The sequence below is a fragment of the Methylomicrobium lacus genome (genome assembly GCF_041897535.1).
Lineage (GTDB): Bacteria > Pseudomonadota > Gammaproteobacteria > Methylococcales > Methylomonadaceae > Methylomicrobium > Methylomicrobium lacus_A.
The window spans coordinates 2,697,997-2,717,972 of the sequence record NZ_CP169217.1; the positions used below are offsets into that span (position 1 = coordinate 2,697,997).

The window sequence follows — 19,976 nt, forward strand, 5'->3', positions numbered from 1 at the left end:
CTCAAGAGTATTTGTTACCCCTCCAAACGCATCGTTTCTTTAACTCAGGAGTCAATTTAATGTTTAGTAATATCCCAACGGCGCCCCCGCCGCTGAACAGGCGAAGCTTTGGCTTTAGCTTTCTCATCGGCTTGATCGCTGCCGTATCGCTGATGACGGTATTATCTGCGAGTGCGCAGGCCGCCACGCCGCCGGCAGGCGCTACGATTTCGAATAGGGCGACCGCCGACTATAACGACACCGGCGGTACGCTGCAACACGCCAGCTCCAATGAAGTCACGACCACTGTCACCCAAGTCGGCAGTTATACACTGGATACTGATAACACCAAGACGGCGGCACCCGGCACCGCCGTTTATATGCCGCATACCTTAACCAATACCGGTAACGGCGCAGATACCTTCAATATTACCCTGCCGACGACATTTGATACGACCTACCTGTCAGGCGTGGCGATTTACCCCGATGCCAATGCGGACGGTCAGCCGGACGGCACGACACCGCTTTGTACCGTGGGCGGCTCGCCGGCATGTACGGGTACCAATGTCCAAACAGGCTTGCTTGCCGCGGGCGATGCGTTCCACTTTGTCGTCGTGATGAACGTAAAGGCGACAGCTCTAAACGGCACAATGGCGGCTCCCGAAGTCGTTACGGCGGTGCCTGTTAGCGCCGCTTTATACGCAACAGCGACCTTATCGAACAATGACACCCTGACGGTCGCAAACAACATCCCGGTGTTTGCGGTCAACAAGTCGATCATCAGCTCGTTGACTACGGGCCCGGCAGGTACGGAAGTCGAATATAAACTGGCCTATACCAACTCCGGTAACGCGGCGGGCCCCTTATACCTTAAGGATCTGATCGGCAGCGTCACCACGGCAAGCTACAGTTATGTGACAGGCTCCGCCAAATGGTCAAGTTCCGGTGCGACGGCGCTGACTGATGCGGCTGATACCGGCGCAGATCCTAGCGGCGTTGTGTACCAGGCTATTACGTCATCTGGCACAACCACGATCGAAGCGTTCATCGCGAACGTGCCGGCCAACGCTTCGGGCTTCATTACCTTCAAGGTGACGGTTGAGGCCGGTGCGCCGTTAGGCACCAGCGAGACGACCAACATCGCAGAATATGCCAGAGCCAACAACGGCACGGCTGACTGTACCGGACTGCCTTGCACACCTGCTTCCGGCACGGTGACGACGACCAACCAATCGCCTTTCACGGTGATCGGCAGCTACAATGTCGTGGCGAATAACAGCACGACTTCATCAACCGATGGCGACAACACAGCCGCCGCCGGCAATGACGTTGTGACGGTAGCATCCGCAGCGCCCGGCGCGGTGGTGTCGTTCAACAACATCATCTGGAACACGGGCACGTCTTCCGACACGTTTAACATTACCACAGGCAGCGTTACCGCAACCGCTTCGACGGCTTTCCCGGTGGGCACCACCTTCCAATTGTTCAAGTCCGACGGCAGTACGCCGCTGACGAGCAGCGATGCGGACGGTATTCCCGACACCGGCCCCGTGGCGGCAGGCGCTTATTATACCGTTGTCTTGAAAGCGACTCTCCCGGCCAACGCCTGTAACCCGACGTGTCCGACAGGCCCTTTCACGGTATCCAAAACAGCGACATCGCAAGGCAACCCGAGTAAAAGCAACACGGTATTTGATCAATTGACCGCCATTGCGCAGCCGAGCGTCGACCTGACCAACGCAGACGCTAAAGGTGCGGGTGCAGGCAGCGTAGCGAGTCCTGCGATCACCACCGTGTCTGTAGCGCCCGGCGCGACGGCGTACTTCAACTTGAACGTAACCAATAGCGGCGCAGCGATCGATAACTACAACCTGAGTTATCACTTGCTTGATACCACTGGCAGCGACCTTGCCAGCGCGGCCGCATTTTCGCCCGGCACATTGCTGGCGGGCTGGACGGTGACCTTCCATGTGAACACCGCGGGGACGGGGGCTTGCAGCGCCGGCACGCTCGGCTCCGTCGTGACCAATACCGGTGCGGTTGCGCCGTCAACCACGGCGAATTTTTGCGCCGTGGTCACAACGCCGGCAGCCGGGCCGACCGCCTTGGCGGGTTCATACAGAACCTATTTCAGGGTGATGTCGGGCGCAACCGGCGCCAGCGATATCAAGCTGGATGCCGTGACCTTGACCCCGCTGATCAACCTGACCCTGACGCCGTCCGGCACAGGCCAGATTCAGCCCGGCGGTACCATCCAGTATCCCCATACCCTGGCTAATGGCGGTAACCAAAGTTGCGGAGGTAATTTCAGCTTTACCGTAACCAACTCTCAAGCCGCAGCCGGTTGGTCTTATCTGCTATATCTGGACAACAATGGCGATGGCCAGGTTGACGCGTCTGATACCGTTCTGGGCGGAGGCAGCAATGCAACCGATACCATCACCACAACGATGAGCGCTTTGTCTGCCGGCACCAGCGTAAAACTGTTGGTCAAGGTACAAGCCCCGGCTGGCGCCACTTCGGGTGCGTTGGATGTGATCAACATCACAGCGACCGACACCGTATTAAGCTGCGGCACGACGGCGCCGATAGCGGATACCACCACCGTGTTGGCGGGCCAGATTCGTCTCGTCAAAACCCAGGCATTGGGAACATGGACCGGCACTGGCTGCGGTACGGCTCCGAACGCGGCTTCTTACGCTAGCACTGCCCTGAGTCAAAAACCGGGCGAATGTATCTGGTACAAGGTCGTGGCCACCAACGAAGGCGACGCGGATGTCACCAATGTGGTCATCAATGATGCCACGCCGACCTTCACGACTTACGGCGGTGGCGGCGCTTGCAGTGCCGGTGCGACGTTAGCCGTGCCTGCCGTGGGTAGCACCGGCGCAGTCAATTGCGACAAATGGTCAACGGTAGCGCCAGCCGCTACAGTCCAACTGGACTTTGCGGTTCGTATCGACCAGTAACAGCAGGCCATAAGCCGAAGCCCATCCTTCGGCTCCTTCCGGACCTGACAGGCTTTAAACCCTGTCAGGTCTCAAGCGGAAATGGCGGAAACACTAATCCGATTATCAGCATGAAGCGCCGCTGTTTTCCTTTGCGCTCTTTCTATGAGAGCGCAAAGAAAAACGCCAGGCCGCTGGGTTTTTCAGCACCTCATAAAAATGACAATAACAACGAAGTTGCATCGATGGATTACTCCAGTGCTGGCTTATAAAGCCCCAGCAGCGATGATCCATATGCTGCTTTTGCTGGGCCTATTTGCTGGGCAAGCGGTCGCTGCCATGCCTGCGGGGGGCGCTGTCATTCAGAACCGTGCCGAAGCCAGTTATGTGCCTTATGGCGGGGCGGCAAGCGAAACGGTCTATTCCAACACCGTGGAGGTCGCGGTACAAAACGTTGAGGCACTGACGCTGACGCAGGACCAGAGCGTCCGTCTTCCGGCAGGAGCCACCGCCGTATTGCCGCATCTGTTGACCAATACCGGCAATACCCCATCGACCTATCTGGTTTCACTGAGCAACGCGGAAAACGACGACTATGACCTCGTCGCCCTGCGCCTCGTGCATGATCGCAATCATAATGGCCTTTTTGACGATGCCGATGTGCTGATTCAATTAAACGATCCCAATACGGGCATTGCCTTGGCCGCTGGCGAGTCGGCCTCTTTATTGGCGATCGGGGAGGTGCCGGCTGCTCAAACTGGCGGACTTTCACGCGTGGTGTTGGAAGTAAAAACGATCGGCGGGGCCGCAAGCGGCAGCAATACCGATGTGATCGAAGAGGCCAATGCGGCCGTGATGTCGATTGTCAAGAAAGCCGATCAAGCCGGGCCGGTTAAGCCGGGTCAATCGGTGCGTTACACGCTGACCGCGATCAACACAGGCAGCCAGCCCGCACTACCCGCGTCTGAAACGGGCCTCGCCGCTACCCCGATTAAAGTCGACGGGGTGACAAAGTCTCTCGTCCTGATCCGCGATGCCATCCCCGCAGAAACGACATTTGCCGGCGGACTCGCCGCCAGCAACGCGAATGCGATAAAAATGTACCGTGTACGGGGGGCGATGCCTTACGACTATCAGACGACACTCATCGAACCGGCGCTCGTCATCGAGGCCGCCATCGGCTTGACGACGCCAGTGGGTGCCGGTCTCTCCGAATCGATGGCGTTTGATGTCAAGGTGACCGGCAAGGGAAGCGACAACATTAGCAACAGCGGTTTCGTGACTTTTAACGACGGCTCCGGCACTATCAGTACGGAGTCCAATGCGGTCGTCCTGCCCCTGGCCGCCGCTGCCACTCCCAACCTTTCGATGACTAAGACGGTCGGGATGCCGCGCAAGCTTTCGGCAGACACTTATGAGCTGGACTACACCATCAAGGTCAAAAATACCGGTGAGGCCGACGCCCCTTTTATCAGAGTGGCGGACAATCTGGACTGCACTTTTCAAATGGACCGCGCCAATGGCCCTGTCAAATCCTGGGAACTGCTCGGCCCGCCGGTGATGCACAACGGACTGCTGGTGTCGGCGGGTGCGGCTTATCAGGGAGCTATCGGCCAGGGAGTTTGTGACCGCGCTCAACTGGATCAAACGGACGCGAGGCTGGGCTTTCCGAACCTACCGCAATTAAGCCTCAGCGATGGCAGCCGCGGTCTCAAAGCCGGCGAGGAAGAGGTGATTACGTTCACCGTCCGCCTGGTGCGCGATCTTGCGGTGGCGAAAACCAGCGAGACTTTTGTCAACAAGGCCTTTAGCGCCGCCTTTGATGCCCAGAGCCTTAACGGCGCAACCCTTGTTGCCGCAGCGTCGGCGACGACCGACGCCCTGTTAATCGATCCGCAGGGCGTGATATACGACGCCTCCAATCCGGCCAAATTGATTCAGGGAGCCAAGGTCATGCTGGTTCGGGAGCAGTGCAGCGGCGGACCCGCGCCGGACTTTACCCTCGACCAGTTGCAGTTCGGCGCCGATGGTCGCTACACCAGCGAAAGCCGTAATACGATCAGCATGATAACGGGCGCTGACGGCGCCTATTTCTTCGTATTAAAAAGTCCGCCGGTCGCGCTGGATTGCGATTATTCGCTCAAGGTGGCGGCGCCCGACGGTTATGCGTTTCAGTCCGCGATAGCGCCGCGGGCGGGGATTGCCCCTGCGGGTCTGGTACAGCCCCAGGACGGGCCGCCGACAAACCCTGCGGCCGCACCGTATTATCTGAACTTCCGCCTGGGTCCAGGTTTCGGCTCGGTGTTTCACAATCACATCCCGCTGGATCCGGCGGCTGACGGCAGCGGCGGGCAGTTGTTTCTGAGAAAAACCGCGGCCAAGGCGGTAGTCGAACTCGGCGATTTTCTCGACTACAGCATTACCCTGACCAATCAAACCGCCTCGTCCGTCACCGGCTACCGCATCGTCGACAGCCTGCCTGCAGGCTTTGCTTACGAGTCCGGCAGCACCCTGATAGATGACACCCGCGCCGCGGATCCCGAGGGCGGCCGCGGTCCTATCATCACCTGGTCCGACCCGGACAAAACGATTCCCGTAGGAGGCAGCGTTGAGCTGACTTACCGGGTACGGGTGGGCGTGGGCGCCGCTCAGGGTGACGGCATCAATCACGCCGTCGCCAGCAGCGGCCCTCTGCGCTCGCAAGAGGCATTGGCGCGGGTAAAAGTCACCGGCGGCGTATTCAGCGACGAGGGCTTCATCGTCGGCAAAGTCTATATGGACTGCAACGCCGACCGTATCCAGGAGCCTGGGGAAATCGGCGTGCCCGGCGTGCGCATCTTCCTGGAAGACGGCACCTACATCATTTCCGATGTCGAGGGCAAATACAGTTTTTACGGCATCAAGCCGGTAACCCATGTGCTGAAGCTGGATAGCACCACCTTGCCGCGCGGCGCGAAGCTGATTCCCTTGTCCAACCGCAACTCGGGCAAGGGCGACAGCCGATTCGTCGATCTTAAGAAAGGCGAGCTGCACAAGGCGGATTTTGCCATTGCCAATGATCCTGGCGAGGCAGGGAAAGCCGTGTGCGGGCAAGGCCCCGTGTTCGAAGAGGTCACGCGCCGCCGTGCCGCGTTGGCGGAACGGCCGGACGCCGAGATCGACGTTGTGTTGCGCTCCCGTCTCGATGCGCAAGGCAGGCCTATCAATCCGGGCGATATCCGGGGCCTGCCGGCCGCGGGCCTGGTGGGCCAATTGCCTGGAGCCGTCAACGGCACGCAAACCGTAGGCGCCGCCCAGGCGTTTACCAGCGTGATGCCGCGCGACCTGAACCTAGTGCGCCCATTGGCGTTGCCGGATGTTCCCGTCTCGCCGGTGCCTGTCGTCAAACTCGAAGACCAGATCGCCAAGCTCGACAACCGTCTGGACTTCGTTGACCTGAAGGATGAAGATACCTTGCCCATCGATCAGGCCAATATCCGGGTCAAAGGCGCGCTGGGCGCCACTTTCCGTCTGACCGTGAACGGCAGGGAGATTTCCGACAAGCGCGTGGGCAAGCGTAGCCGGCTTGCGGACAAGCAGATGGAAGCGTGGGAGTTTGTCGGCGTGGGTTTGCATCCGGGCCGCAATACCCTCAAGCTCGAACAGATCGATATCGCGGGCAATCCTCGCGGCGAAAAGACGATTACCCTGACCGCGCCCGACGCCCTGGGCAGACTCGAACTCGATCTTCCCGCCGTTGCCATCGCCGACGGCAATACGCCGATCCGGATGAAGCTGCGCCTGACCGATGGCACGGGCGTGCCGGTCACCGTACGTACCCAGGTGACCCTGCAAACGGATCGGGGACGCTGGGTCACCCAGGACTTAAATCAAGCCGAGCCGGGCACCCAGATTTTTGTCCAGGGCGGCAGCGCCGAAGTCGTGCTGATGCCGCCGAGCGAGCCCAGCGACGGGATTATCCGCATCAGCGCCGGCATGATCGAACGGGAAGTCAAAATCGCCTATCTGCCGGAACTGCGTCCGCTCGTCGGTGCCGGTATCTTAGAGGGCGTATTGAACCTGCGCAGGCTGGCCAGCGGCAATCTGACCGCAACGAAGCCTACCGACGCTTTCGAAAAGGAACTGTCGCATCTGTCGGTCAGCAGCGACGATAACACGACCACGGCCAGAGGCCGGGCGGCGTTTTTCTTCAAGGGCTCGGTGTTGGGCAAGTATTTGCTGACGACGGCGTACGACAGCGACAAGGGGACGCAGGAACGTCTGTTCCGGGATATTCAGCCGGATCAGTTTTATCCGATTTACGGCGATTCGGCGACCAAAGGTTTCGATGCCCAGAGCACAAACCGATTGTATGTCAGGGTGGATAAGGACAAGTCCTATCTGCTGTACGGCGATTACACCACGGCGGGTAATACCGACGTGCGCCAGCTGACCCAGTACAGCCGTTCGCTGACCGGGGTGAAGGGGCATTACGAAGATCAGAGATTCAATGTCACCGGTTTTTACAGCGATAACGGTTCAACCCAGATTGTCGAGGAATTTCCCGCCAACGGCACCTCAGGCCCCTATGAACTGGGCAACGGCGGCAATATCATAGAGAACAGCGAAAAAGTGGAGGTGCTGGTGCGTGACCGCAACCAACTCAGCATCGTGCTCGCCAGTTCGACCCAGGTGCGTTTTGTCGATTACAACCTCGAGCCCCTGAGCAAGCGCCTGTTATTTCGCGGCCCCGTGCCATCGGTCGATGCCAACCTGAACCGTCAGTATATCCGGGTCACCTACGAAATCGGCGCAAACGGCGTAGGCGGCGCGGGCGGCGGCCCCAAATTCGGGGTCGGCGGCGTGGATGCCCAGGTCAAAGTCACCGACAACATCCAGCTGGGGGTCATCGGTATCAAGGATAATGACCCTAGCAAAAAATCGACCCTCCTGGGCGCTACGGCGGTAGCAAAACTGGGCGAAAAAACCGTCGTCAACGGAGAATTGGCGCGCAGCAACACCGACTTGAACGGCAGCGGCGACGCCGAGCGCATCGAAATCCGCCACGAACAGGGCCGCCTGAAGGCGCGCGCTCAGTTCACCAAAACCGATAAAAACTTCAGCAATCAGAGCGCCTACAGCACGGCCGGACGCACGGAAGCCCCCGCTACGGTGGAATATAAGCTCAGCCCCGACACCACGCTCCGGGGAGAAGGCCTTTACAGCAAGGATGACGTTAACGGCGGCATCCGCAAGGGCGTGATCGCCAACTTGGTGCAGCGCCTCGGTGAAGGCATGGTCGGTGAACTGGGAATGCGCGCGTCCGTCGATACGGGCGTTCTCGGCGGCAGCAGTTGCGTGACTACTCTGACCTATACGACCGCCAACTGCGCGCCGACCGCATTAACCAGGCCAGGTATAAGCAGCCGGAACGAACTCCTCACCGTGCGCGGCAAATTCACCACGGAAATACCCTGGGTAAGCGGGCTGCAGACTTATGTCGAGGCCGAGCAGGATGTGCGCGATTTGCAGAAGCACCTGTTCGCCGTCGGCTCCAACTACCAGGTGTCTGAAAAGACCCGGCTGTTCGGCCGTTATGAACTGGCCTCCACGCTAGGCAGCCAGTTCAACCTCAACAGCTTCGCACCCAACAATGCCGCGGTGATCGGTATTGAAAGCGCCTATATGAAAGGCGGCAACATGTACAACGAATACCGGCTGCGTGACGGCCAATCCGGGCGGGAAGCCCAGGCGGCGCTGGGCGTGCGCAACACCTGGATGGTTTCCGAGGGTTTCCGCATCGGCGGCGGCTTCGAGACCACCCAAACGTTCAACGGCTTGGCGGGCAACAATTCTAACGCCTTGGTCGGTACCGCCGAATATTTTGCCCATCCGCGCTACCGCACCAGCGCCAGCCTGGAATTGCGCAAAGCCGATACCAGCGACAGTCTGCTCAATACCTTGGGAGTGTCTTACAAGCTGAGCAGGGATTGGAGTTTTCTCGGGCGCACCATCTTCTCCTATATCGACAATAAAAGCGCCGGCAAGACGCTGCAAACCCGCCAGCAAGTGGGCTTCGCCTACCGTGAAGTCGATCGAAACGTATGGAATCTCTTGGGCCGCTACGAGCACAAATACGAGGACATCACCGGCAGTCAGACGGATTCGAGTACGCGCACACACATTGTATCCGCCCATGCCAACTATCAAGCCAATGCGGATGTCATTCTTTCAGGCCGCTACGCCGGCAAAATAGTGACGAGCGACAAAACGTTGACCGGCAGTGATGTACTGAATTCTCTCTATTGGGCGCAATTGCTTTATGGGCGCGCGACCTGGGATTTTATCAAAGATTGGGATGCGTCCTTGCAAACCGGGATCTATGTCGGCAAGGGCGGCGCCAGCCAATATGCGGTTGGCGCCGAAGTCGGTTATCAGGTTATCGACAATCTGTGGCTATCGGCCGGCTACAACCTCAAAGGCGTCAGCGACCCCGATCTGGCGGCCAACGATTATCTGGATCCGGGTATTTATGTCCGGGCGCGCTTCAAGTTTGATGAAAATACCTTGTCATGGTAAAAAACAGCCCGTGATGAAAAAATTGAACAACGCAAAAGGAATGTTTTCTTTGCAACTAAACCGACGCGTGAATATTGAATTGCAATGACGCCGCATTATCCCTCAACACTGTCCCGCTTCGGCATTTTGATGATCTCCCTTTCGATAGGGTATTTATCCAGACTTCTTGTTTTTCTTCTCCTGCTGTCGGCATCGCCCTCTTCTGTTTGGGCGTTAACGACGTCGGCATTGAAAGATCAGACCTGCGTCGGCTATCGCTCCGGCAACACGACTTGTACTGCGGGCGAATTCACCGTGAGTCCGGTGTTCAGCGCGGCGCCCGGTACCCCCCCTTTTTGCGTCGCCGGGGAGGCTTTTAATTTCCAAGTGGAGCTGGGGCTTTCCGGTTCCAATACGGACCGCATGGATGTCGGCTTTTTCGTCGGGCAACAGGGCAACGATCCGCGCGCCGAAACCCCGGGCAATAACTGTTCCGTCGCCACCTTTCCGACCAGCCCGTTGCCTTGGAAAAACGTTGATTTTGATGCCTGCGGCGATTTTTTAGGCGGCGGCAATCAAACCACGACGATCAACGAAATCAAAGTCGTTTGCGCCGGCGATACCGCGACCGGCGAGTTGACCATTCCTTACGTGCTGACTTATTGGCAGAATAACGGCAATGCATGTACCGGCCCTGCCGATGTGCAAAATGGCTCGCCTTCCAAATGCAATGCGGGCACCAGCGCTGTCAGCGGCGTCGTCGCCGTTCGCGTTGGCGCTTATGTCGATGTGACCAAAGCGACTTTACCCGCCGGCAATACGAGCCAATCCTTTACTTACACCGCAACCGGACCTGCCGGTTCTAAGGTTGTGGCCTTGGTTGGCGCGACTTATACGCCTACGCTGATTAGTGCGGCAACGAATACGGCCACGGTATCGATTACCGGGGGACAAACCGTACGCTTTTACATCGACGCGACCGCCAGCAATAAATCGCTGACGATTACCGAGGCGGCCGCTCCGGGCTGGGAGTCGGCAGCCCAGGCGATCAGTTGCTCCTCGGTGAAGGGAAACCCCTCGCTCACCACCAATCCGGCGACCCGCACGATTACCGCAAATAATTTAACCGTGACCAACAGCGCCGCCGCCTGCACCTTCACCAACAAGCAAAGTTCACGAATCACCTTAGTCAAAACGGTCGGCGGGCGCGTGGACAATGCCGATCAATTCAGCGTCGGCGCCACTGGCGGCGGCACCCTGGTGGGGACGGCCTCGGCGACGACCTCCGGCACCGCAACCACCGCAAGCACGACCTTTTACAGCAGCCCCTCGGCGACCCTGAACTTAATGGATGCCAAGGCCGCCGGCCCCACCGCGTTGACAGGCTATGACACGCGTTTAACGTGTACCAATGCCTTTACCGGCGCAGGCGCAACGCCCAATGCGAGCTTGCCGAACAACCTCAATACGACAAGCGCCAACATTACCCCGGCCCCGGGCGACGACATCACGTGTACCTACACCAATACCCCCAAACCGCGCATCAGCCTGCAAAAAGTCATCGGCGCCTCGGGCAACGGGCGGGTTGCCGATACCGATCAATTTACGCTGGCGATGACAGGCGCAGCTTCGGTAACGACCACCGGCAGCGGCGCGTCAATTACCTCTCCGCCGGCAGCGCTTATCGCCACGCCGGGCACTGCGGTTACGTTAACGGAAACGGCGGCCGGCACCACCAATTTAAGCAATTACACCACGACTTATGCCTGTACCAACACAAGCGCAGGCGGTACGGCGATCGCTTCCGGCATAGGCACGAGTTTCAGTTTTACGCCTGCCAATAAGGACGTTATTGCCTGCACTTTTACCAATACGCGTAAAGCTGCGCATTTCACACTGCAAAAAACCTGGGTGAACGCGACGGTTAACGATGCGGCGATCGTATCGGCAACAGGACTGACCTCTCTGAATTCCGTCGCGAATGCCGCCAACGAAACCGATACGGCGGCGGCACAATCCGTCCATGCGGGGGACATTATCACGCTGGCCGAAACCTTCGGCCCGGATAATGCGGCTCGCTATACCGGCGCCTTGAGTTGCACGGGAACGGCCGGTTTATCGGGCAATACGGTCATCATCGGTCCTACGGATACCGATGTTATTTGTACTTATACGAATGCCAAAATAGAAGCCGTCATCGCCGGCAGCGTTTTTAAAGACAGCGGCACCGGCGGCGGCACCGCGAACAATGCCATACAGGATGGCACCGAAGCGGGCATCAGCGGCGTCACGGTCAGGCTGACCGATTGCAACGGCATCACATACGGCACCGCCGCGACCGACGGCGCGGGGAGCTATCGTTTCCTTGCTTCAGGGGTTCCGGAAGGAAGCGTCTGCGTCGAGGAAAGCAATTTATCGGCTTACACCTCGACCGGGATCAATGTGGCGGGCAGCACCACGCCTCCGGGCTACACGCTGGTTACGGCGGACAAGATCGGCTTCAGCCTGGCCAACGGAATCAGTCATGCCGGCTTGAATTTCGGCGACGTGCCTGCCAATCAATTTCTCACCGACGGCAACCAGACCGGTATCGCCGGCAGCACGCTGATTTACCCGCATACCTTTATCGCGGGCACGGGCGGCTCGGTCACCTTCAGCCTGCCCGGCGCCGTCGCCTCACCGAACATTCCGGGCTGGAGCGAAGTGTTGTATATGGATGGCGATTGTGATGCACTGCTGGATGACGCCGAAGCCAATAGCCTCTTGCTTCCTGTTGCTCTGACAGTCGCCGAGGGGCAAACCCTCTGTCTTATCCAGAAAGAATTCATCCCTGCCGGCGCGGATCAAGGCGCCAGCAATTATGTGCCGGTACAGGCATTGTTCGCCTACGTTGGCTCCTCTTTGCCCGATGCCGTTTACACGCGCCAGGATGTCACCACGGTCGGTTCGTCAGCGCTGTTATTGTATAAAGAAGTGCGCAACGTCAGCACGCCGACTACACCGGCATGGAAAACCCGCAATACGGCCAAGCCGGGCGAGATACTGGAATACAGGATCACTTACACTAACAACGGCCCCGATCCGATCACGAATTTACAGATCAATGACGCCACGCCGGCGTTCACTACGTTCGTATCGGGACTCTGTGAAATCGCAGCCCCTGCAACGCCCGCGAGCCTCGGGTTGTGCACGCTGACCCTGATGCCGCCGCCTCAGCGGGCCGGTGCATTGAAATGGACTTTTTCGTCGACGGGGTCGCCGTCACAACTGCCGCCCGCCGGTACCGGCTTTGTGACCTTTCAAGTCAAGGTGGATTAGCAGGCACGCTTGCTGAACACCCGACACATGGCCAATAATGACGAACGAGAGAGGCCTTCGGGCAATCATTTCAACATAATCTTTGGCCCCCGCGATGGATAACCCCCTAAATTCCGAGCGCAGCCGATGAATTCAGCCCGAATGCAGATTGGCCGCCGATTAAAAACTCCGCCAGCACGCCGAATGCCGTGCATCATCGCGCTCGGTTTGGCGGCGATCTGCCTTGTCCTTGCCGTAATCAGGCTGATCCCCAAATCGCCGCTCTCCGGCCGCTATCCCAAATCGACCGCGATCTATGCCAGTCACGGCGAACTGCTGCGCCTGACCCTGGCGAGCGACGGCCAGTACCGGCTGTGGACGCCGCTCACCGACATCCCCGCCCGCGCACGTAGCGCGGCCCTGCTTTACGAAGACCGCTGGTTCTACCATCATCCCGGCGTCAATCCCGGGTCCCTGGCGCGCGCGGCCTGGGCAATTTTGGCTGGAAGCGGCCGGCAAGGCGGTTCGACGATCACGATGCAGACGGCCCGTCAGTTGTACCGGATCGACCGACGAAGCTATTGGGGTAAGCTCCAGCAGATCGCGCTCGCGCTATGGCTCGAACTGCGCTACAGCAAGGACGAGATTCTCGAAGCCTATCTGAACGGCGTTTCCTATGGCGGCAACATCGTCGGCATCGGCGCCGCCAGCCGGATTTATTTTCACAAGCCCGCGGCGGAGCTGAACCTGGTCGAGAGTTTGACCCTGGCGGTGATACCGCAAAATCCGGCGCGCCGCTTTCCGGCCCATAACGCCTTGCCGGAGGCGCTGCTGGCTGCTCGGCAGCGCCTTTGGCAAAACTGGATCGCGGAGTTTCCGGAAGACAGCCGTTTTGCAAACGATTTGACCCTGCCCTTGCCCGTATACAGCCGGCGTGAGCTGGCGATCGAAGCGCCGCACCTGACCGATCTGTTGTTGCAGCGTTGCGCCGGGGCGGAAACGATCCATAGCAGCCTGCACCTGAACGTGCAGAAAAGCCTCGAACGCTCGCTCCGCCATTACCTCGCGGCCAACCGCGGCAAGGGCATTCAAAATGCCGCCGCGCTGTTGATCGATGCGGGAACGATGCAGGTGCGGGCGCTGGTCGGCTCGGCCGGCTACCGGAATGCCGCAATCGACGGCCAAGTCAACGGCGCGCTCGCGAAGCGCTCGCCGGGCTCGACGCTGAAACCTTTCGTCTATGCGCTGGCGCTCGATCAGGGGCTGGTGCATCCGCGCACGATCCTGGCGGATCTCCCGACCGCCTTCGGGCTTTATAGCCCGGAAAATTTCGACGGCCGTTTCGAGGGGCCCATCACGGTGCAGGATGCCCTGATCCGCTCCCGCAATGTGCCTGCGGTCGCGACCGCCGCGAAACTGTCGGGACCGACCTTGTATCAGTTTTTGCAGCGCGCTGGAGTTGGAAGGCTGCGGAGCGAGGCGCATTACGGCCTGTCGTTGGCACTCGGCGGCGGCGAGGTGACGATGGAGGAACTGGCCGAGCTCTATGCGCTGCTGGTTAACCAGGGCATGTCTAGACGAATCAATTATTGCGGCGCGCGAAGCGAAGACAGCCCCTTGCCGCTGCTCAGCAGCGCCGCGGCCTATATCACACTCGATATGTTGAGGCACAATCCGCGTCCCGATTCGAAGCGCCCGGACCGGCCCGACACAGCCTGGAAAACCGGCACCTCGTGGGGCTTTCGCGACGCCTGGAGCGTTGGCGTCGTCGGCCATCATGTACTGGTGGTCTGGGTCGGCAATTTCGACGGCGCGAAAAACCCGGCCCTGATCGGCGGCAAAGCCGCCGCACCGCTGTTCTTTGCGATCATCGACAGTTTGCGCAGTCAGCGTCTGCTGAACGGTCTGGACGATCCGATTCCGGCCTTCAAACCCGTTACGGTTGCACAAGTCGAAGTCTGCGCGGCCAGCGGCGACCTGCCGAATGCGGAATGTCCGGTGCGCGCGAAGACCTGGTTCATCCCGGGTAAATCGCCAATCAAGACCAGCACACTGCACCGCGCGGTCTATCTCGATCCAGAAACCGGCAGCGTCGTCTGCCCGAACACCCCGGAGAGCCGGAAAGAAATCGTGGAGTTCTGGGACAGCGAAATGCTGCGCCTGTTTGAACAGGCCGGCATGCCGCGCCGACCGCCGCCGCACCTGCCCGACTGCTACCGGAATTCGGCGGGGCTAGGCGATGCGCCGCGCATCGTCTCGCCATCCAAAGCCGGAACCTATACGCTGCGCCTCGGCAAAGCGTCAACCCTGGCCTTGAAGGCGAATACGACCGCGAGCGACAGCGTCTATTGGTTCGCCAATCAAAGCTTTATCGCCAAAACGGCGCCCTCGGAGGCCTATTCCTGGCAGCCCGGTCATCCCGGCCGCTATCTGATCAACGCGGTCGATGCGGAAGGCCGTTCCGCTTCAACCGAAATCCAGGTCGAATTGGCGCCCTGAAGGCCGTATCGCAAGTCATGGAACCTGGAGCACGCTAAACCGGTCTTCCTACTATATTTTACTTGTTTTTTGAACATCGGAAATTTGCGGTCGCCGACCTTTCGGCAAAAATCAACCGAAACCCGAGTGCGCACGGCGTACCCCGGCCAGCCCCCCATGAGGAGAACGATAATGAAACAGCTAGCCTTAATTTCGATTGGCCTTTTATTTTTTGCGGCACCGACGTTCGCGGAGGAACATGCCAGCACGCAACGCCTGGAAGCGATTCGGCAGCAGCGTGAAAAACTGGTGCCCTACGACGCGAATAAGGTCGTGGAAACGTTTTCGAAAACCGTTCACGGCGGGGTGATGCATGTGATCGCCAAGCCGGATGCGCCCGACCAGATCGAACTGATTCAAAATCATCTGCGCCAGTTGTCCCTTGCCTTCGCCAAAGGCGACTTTTCGATTAGCGAAAAAATGCATGGGCCGGACATGCCGGGACTTCTCCAATTGAAAACCGCCAAACCCGACGATATCCGTTATGAATACAAATCCTTGCCCAACGGCGCGCAGATTCATTTTTCGACCGAATATCCGCAATTTGACCAGGCGCTGCATGAATGGTTGAATGCGCAAGCCAAGGACCATGGCAATGTGGTGATGCCCGAACACATGAAGCATCATACCGGGGTGGCGGAATAACCGTGCTAGGATAGCCTGGGACTGGCGTCATTCATAGACATAGCTGATCGCGACATGGTAACCGATTAAAAACAGCAGCGCCGTCGCCAGGCCGACATGCAATATCAGCCAGACAGGACGAAACCAGGGCTGGCGGATGTGCATTATCTCGCAGTTGAATAAGCCGGTGAAGAACACCACGAAAAACGACCCGCTGAGCGCCTGCAAGTATCCGTAGCCGAGATGCTGGGCATGGGCGTAAAAAAACAGCGGGGCCAAAGCGCCGAACCATTTATGCCGCGGCAGCAGCGAGTTGCCGCGCGCGGTACATCCCTGGTTGCGCAGCAAGGAACAATGCCATTGCTGACCCAGAAAAATGATCAGCACCAATCCTGACAACTGTTTATAAACCGAGTCGACCTGCCAGCCGGCCAGCCAGGGCCATTGCCAGCGCTGAATTTCCTGCGCGAAAAATGCGCCGAGAAGCCCGAGGCCCAGCCCAAAATAACTCTTCCTGATCAAGCGTTTTTCAATGCGCAGCCGCATGCGGTTTTGCCTCCACAGACCCGGAGCCCTTCGCCGCCGCCAAAGCGCCGATTACCGGCAGCGTATGCGGGGCCGTGCGTTCCAGCACCGTCTGCATGAATGTTTCTATGCTGGGCAGAAAATAGCCGTCGCGCGGCCACTTGTCGCCGATCGCCGGCGGTTTTTTAAACGTCTTCACCTTATCGAGATAGGCAGTGTAAGCATCGCGAAAGCCGTCGTGCAACACCGTCAGGGCTTGCAGAATTTCCTCGCTGGAAACCTTCTGCGCCGGATACATCCAGGTCGTCGCCCCCATGATGTCGTGCAGACGCCAATCGTGTTTCGGCGATTGCTCATGCTTGTTGTGGCACTCGACACAAGGTTCGGCGACCGCGACATCGGCGAACATCGCGGTATGGCGCTCGATGTCGGGCATATAGAAAAATTGCGGCTGCCGTGTCTGGCGTAACTGTTCAAATTTGTCCTTTTGCAGCCCTTCAAAGCGATTGTCGGGACTGATCGGGTAGTCCGAGCCCAGGAACAGGCTGATCCGTACCCGGCTTTTTTCCAGGCTCTTGGCGGTTTCGCGCAGAAAGAGCGCGGGCAGAGGACCGGCTTCGCTTTCGGCATCGCGCCAATGCTCGTCAAACTTCAGCCCGGCTTTTTTCCCCTGGCCGACGATTTCCTGGGTCCATAGAGCCCTGACCGCGGCATTTTCGGCCTGCACCAACTCGAACAGGCGCTCGACCGGAATGGATGCCTGCGCCGTCGATGTCTCCGGCAACGGCGGCGGGGCACTGACGAACAGATAAATGCCGAGGCAGGTCAAGGCAAACAAGCTGACCCAGAAAGTTTTATTCGTCATGCGTTTTCTCCTTTCTGGCCGGATAGCGCACGTCCTTGCCATAGGGCGAGGGACCGCCCTCGAAATAGGCACGGATGGCTTCGGGCCGAATCGCTTCGGCGACCCTGGTGGCCGTTTTGATCGGGTGATTGCCGTGAAAATCATGGCAGCCGAGGCAGGTCGCCCAGCGCTTGTCCGCAATCAGACGTGCATGCGGCGTATCCAGCGGGTCGTTTCTGAGACGGGTGTTTTTATGGCAATTCACGCAATAGCCGCTATCGCCGAGCACGACGCGCCTGCCTTGATGCTCCTGATGACAGGAAACGCACAGATGCGGCCGGAGCGTGGCGCGCACTTTTTTGAAACGCGGTTCAAGAAAGCGGTAAACCGGATGCCGGTCATTCGGGCGCTCATGACAATCCAAACAGGTTTCATTGGCGACCGCCATTTTGCCGAAATCGGCCGGATGCTCGCGCCGGCCGAACAGATAACGGACATTGGCCTGAATTTGCTGGCGATAACTGCCCGCCGCCTGCTGGTGGCAGTCCGGGCATTGAATCTGATCGTGCCCCGTATTCATCGGCCCGCGCCGATGCCAGGCATCATTGGCAGGCAACACCAATGCCGACAAGCTCAATGCGCCCGCCGCAAGCCCTACCGCATAAGCCCAATGCTGCCGTTTTCTGGTGGGTGAGGGCTTTTTCATAACAGCGATCGATGCATTTTTACATTAACTCAAAGGCCATCGGCAAATAAACTACGCTCCAAATCCGTAATATCTTTTTAAGAATTATATGGGAAAAGCTGCGCTGATAACAACAATCGCTTTATGGATTTTATACGTTCAAAATCTCGCCGCTTAAGATGTCATGCCCGGCAAGGTATAATGGGTCATCATTCGCTCTAGACTCTCCCTGACTATGCTGACTTATCCGAATATCGATCCGATCGCCGTCGCCATCGGCCCGCTCAAAATTCACTGGTACGGCCTGATGTACCTGGTCGGCTTCGCCGGTGTCTGGATACTGGGCAAGCGGCGCGCCCTGGCCCCCTGGTCGCCGATCAAGCCCGAGGCGATCGAGGATCTGGTCACCTACGGCGCGATCGGCGTGATCCTCGGCGGGCGCATCGGTTACACGCTGTTTTACAATCTGGGCGAGTTTTTACACAATCCCTTGGTGCTTTTCGAAATCTGGAAGGGCGGCATGTCGTTTCACGGCGGCATGCTCGGCGTGTTCGTCGCGATGTGGATTTTCGGCAAACAACAAAACTGCACGATGCTGCAACTGACCGACATCATCTCGCCCTTGGCCCCGATCGGCCTCGGCGCGGGAAGAATCGGCAATTTCATCAACTCCGAACTCTGGGGGCGGCCGACCGACGTGCCGTGGGCGATGGTGTTCCCGAACGGCGGCCCGCTGCCGCGCCATCCGTCCCAGCTTTACGAGGCGTTCCTGGAAGGGGTGGTGCTGTTCGTGATACTCTGGATTTATACCGCCAAGCCACGTCCGACGATGGCTCCGACCGGGATGGCCGTGATGCTCTACGGCTGCTTCCGTTTTTTCATCGAATTCTTCAGGATGCCGGATGCGCAACTCGGCTATCTGGCGCTGGACTGGGTCACGATGGGACAGATTTTATCGACGCCGATGATATTGATCGGGGCGGGCATGGTTTATTGGGCTTATAAAAAAGCCGCTTAACCCAATACGCAAATCTCGCTGGCACTCATCACTTGAAATCGGGACCGCATGCAGCCATATCTGAATTTACTGGATAAAATCCTCGACGAAGGCGTCCAAAAAGGCGACAGGACCGGCAGCGGCACGCTGTCGATCTTCGGGCATCAGATGCGTTTTCCTCTGGCCGAAGGCTTTCCTCTGGTCACCACGAAGAAAGTCCATCTGAAATCGATCATTCACGAATTGCTCTGGTTTTTGCAGGGCGACACGAACCTGGCCTATCTGCACGAACACAAGGTCAGTATCTGGGATGAATGGGCCGATCAAAACGGCGACCTGGGCCCGGTTTACGGCCGCCAATGGCGCGCCTGGCCTACCCCTGACGGCCGCACGATCGATCAATTGCAGCAGGTGATCGAGCAGATCAAAACCACGCCGAACAGCCGCCGGATGATCGTTTCGGCCTGGAACGTCGCCGATCTGCCGGATGAAACGATCGGCCCGCAGGCGAATGTCGCGCAGGGCAGGATGGCGCTCGCGCCCTGCCATGCGCTGTTTCAGTTTTATGTCGCGGAGGGGCGTCTGTCCTGCCAGCTTTATCAGCGCAGCTGCGACATCTTTCTCGGCGTGCCGTTCAATATCGCGAGCTACGCCTTGCTGACGCACATGGCCGCGCAGCAGGCCGATCTCGAAGTCGGCGATTTTATCTGGACCGGCGGTGATGTACACTTGTACCTGAATCATCTGGAGCAGGCCAGATTGCAATTGAGTCGTGAACCTTATCCTTTGCCAAGATTGAAATTCAAACGCAAGCCGGCTTCGCTGTTCGATTACCGGTTTGAGGATTTCGAAATCGAAGGCTATCAGGCGCACGATCCTATCCGGGCACCGATTTCGGTTTGATCGGAATCGAACGGCGCCAGCCTATTGATATCGCCTTGAGCCGTGTCGCAATCGAAATCCTCGATCGCGGCACGACATCGAGGCTACAATGGATATATT

The 19,976-nt window shown here is 58.6% G+C and carries 10 protein-coding genes; 7 read left to right on the top strand and 3 right to left on the bottom strand.

Going from position 1 to position 19,976, the window contains the following annotated elements; translation table 11 throughout:
* Window positions 1-152: 152 nt before the first annotated feature.
* From ACEPPP_RS11905 to ACEPPP_RS11925, 5 genes are all read left to right on the top strand, one after another.
* Window positions 153-2,948, top strand: coding sequence for a beta strand repeat-containing protein (locus tag ACEPPP_RS11905; RefSeq protein WP_374086962.1), 2,796 nt, complete (start codon window positions 153-155; stop codon window positions 2,946-2,948).
* A gap of 198 nt (window positions 2,949-3,146) precedes the next feature.
* Window positions 3,147-9,485 carry a hypothetical protein gene (locus ACEPPP_RS11910; RefSeq protein WP_374086963.1) on the top strand — a complete coding sequence of 2,113 codons (6,339 nt, stop codon included), beginning with the start codon at window positions 3,147-3,149 and terminating at the stop codon, window positions 9,483-9,485.
* Window positions 9,486-9,713: 228 nt separating this feature from the next.
* Window positions 9,714-12,782: an SdrD B-like domain-containing protein gene (locus ACEPPP_RS11915; protein ID WP_374086965.1), complete on the top strand. Its 3,069-nt coding sequence runs from the start codon at window positions 9,714-9,716 to the stop codon at window positions 12,780-12,782.
* Between the two features lie 183 nt (window positions 12,783-12,965).
* Window positions 12,966-15,260 (top strand): penicillin-binding protein 1C, encoded by a 2,295-nt coding sequence (pbpC, locus tag ACEPPP_RS11920; protein WP_374086967.1) that lies wholly within the window; start codon window positions 12,966-12,968, stop codon window positions 15,258-15,260.
* Window positions 15,261-15,431: 171 nt separating this feature from the next.
* Window positions 15,432-15,944, top strand: a complete 513-nt coding sequence (locus ACEPPP_RS11925; protein ID WP_374086968.1) for an aspartate carbamoyltransferase — start codon at window positions 15,432-15,434, stop codon at window positions 15,942-15,944.
* A 27-nt stretch (window positions 15,945-15,971) separates the two neighbouring features.
* Here ACEPPP_RS11925 and ACEPPP_RS11930 read toward each other — a convergent pair whose 3' ends face one another.
* Genes ACEPPP_RS11930 through ACEPPP_RS11940 form a run of 3 tightly spaced genes read right to left on the bottom strand, consistent with a single transcriptional unit; the run spans window position 15,972 to window position 17,998 of the window.
* A complete protein-coding gene (locus tag ACEPPP_RS11930; RefSeq protein WP_374086970.1) occupies window positions 15,972-16,469 on the bottom strand; it encodes a hypothetical protein in 498 nt (165 codons plus the stop codon).
* Window positions 16,453-17,313 carry a DUF3365 domain-containing protein gene (locus ACEPPP_RS11935; protein ID WP_374086972.1) on the bottom strand — a complete coding sequence of 287 codons (861 nt, stop codon included), beginning with the start codon at window positions 17,311-17,313 and terminating at the stop codon, window positions 16,453-16,455. The genes ACEPPP_RS11930 and ACEPPP_RS11935 overlap by 17 nt, the downstream gene beginning before the upstream one ends.
* On the bottom strand, window positions 17,303-17,998 hold the full coding sequence (locus tag ACEPPP_RS11940) for a cytochrome c3 family protein (RefSeq protein WP_374086973.1): 696 nt from the start codon (window positions 17,996-17,998) through the stop codon (window positions 17,303-17,305). The genes ACEPPP_RS11935 and ACEPPP_RS11940 overlap by 11 nt, the downstream gene beginning before the upstream one ends.
* Window positions 17,999-18,212: 214 nt before the next feature.
* Between ACEPPP_RS11940 and lgt the strand changes: the two genes are divergently transcribed.
* Complete coding sequence (gene lgt, locus ACEPPP_RS11945) at window positions 18,213-18,995, top strand: prolipoprotein diacylglyceryl transferase (RefSeq protein WP_374086975.1); 783 nt, start codon at window positions 18,213-18,215, stop codon at window positions 18,993-18,995.
* Between the two features lie 48 nt (window positions 18,996-19,043).
* On the top strand, window positions 19,044-19,877 hold the full coding sequence (gene thyA, locus ACEPPP_RS11950) for a thymidylate synthase (protein ID WP_374086977.1): 834 nt from the start codon (window positions 19,044-19,046) through the stop codon (window positions 19,875-19,877).
* Window positions 19,878-19,976 lie beyond the last annotated feature (99 nt).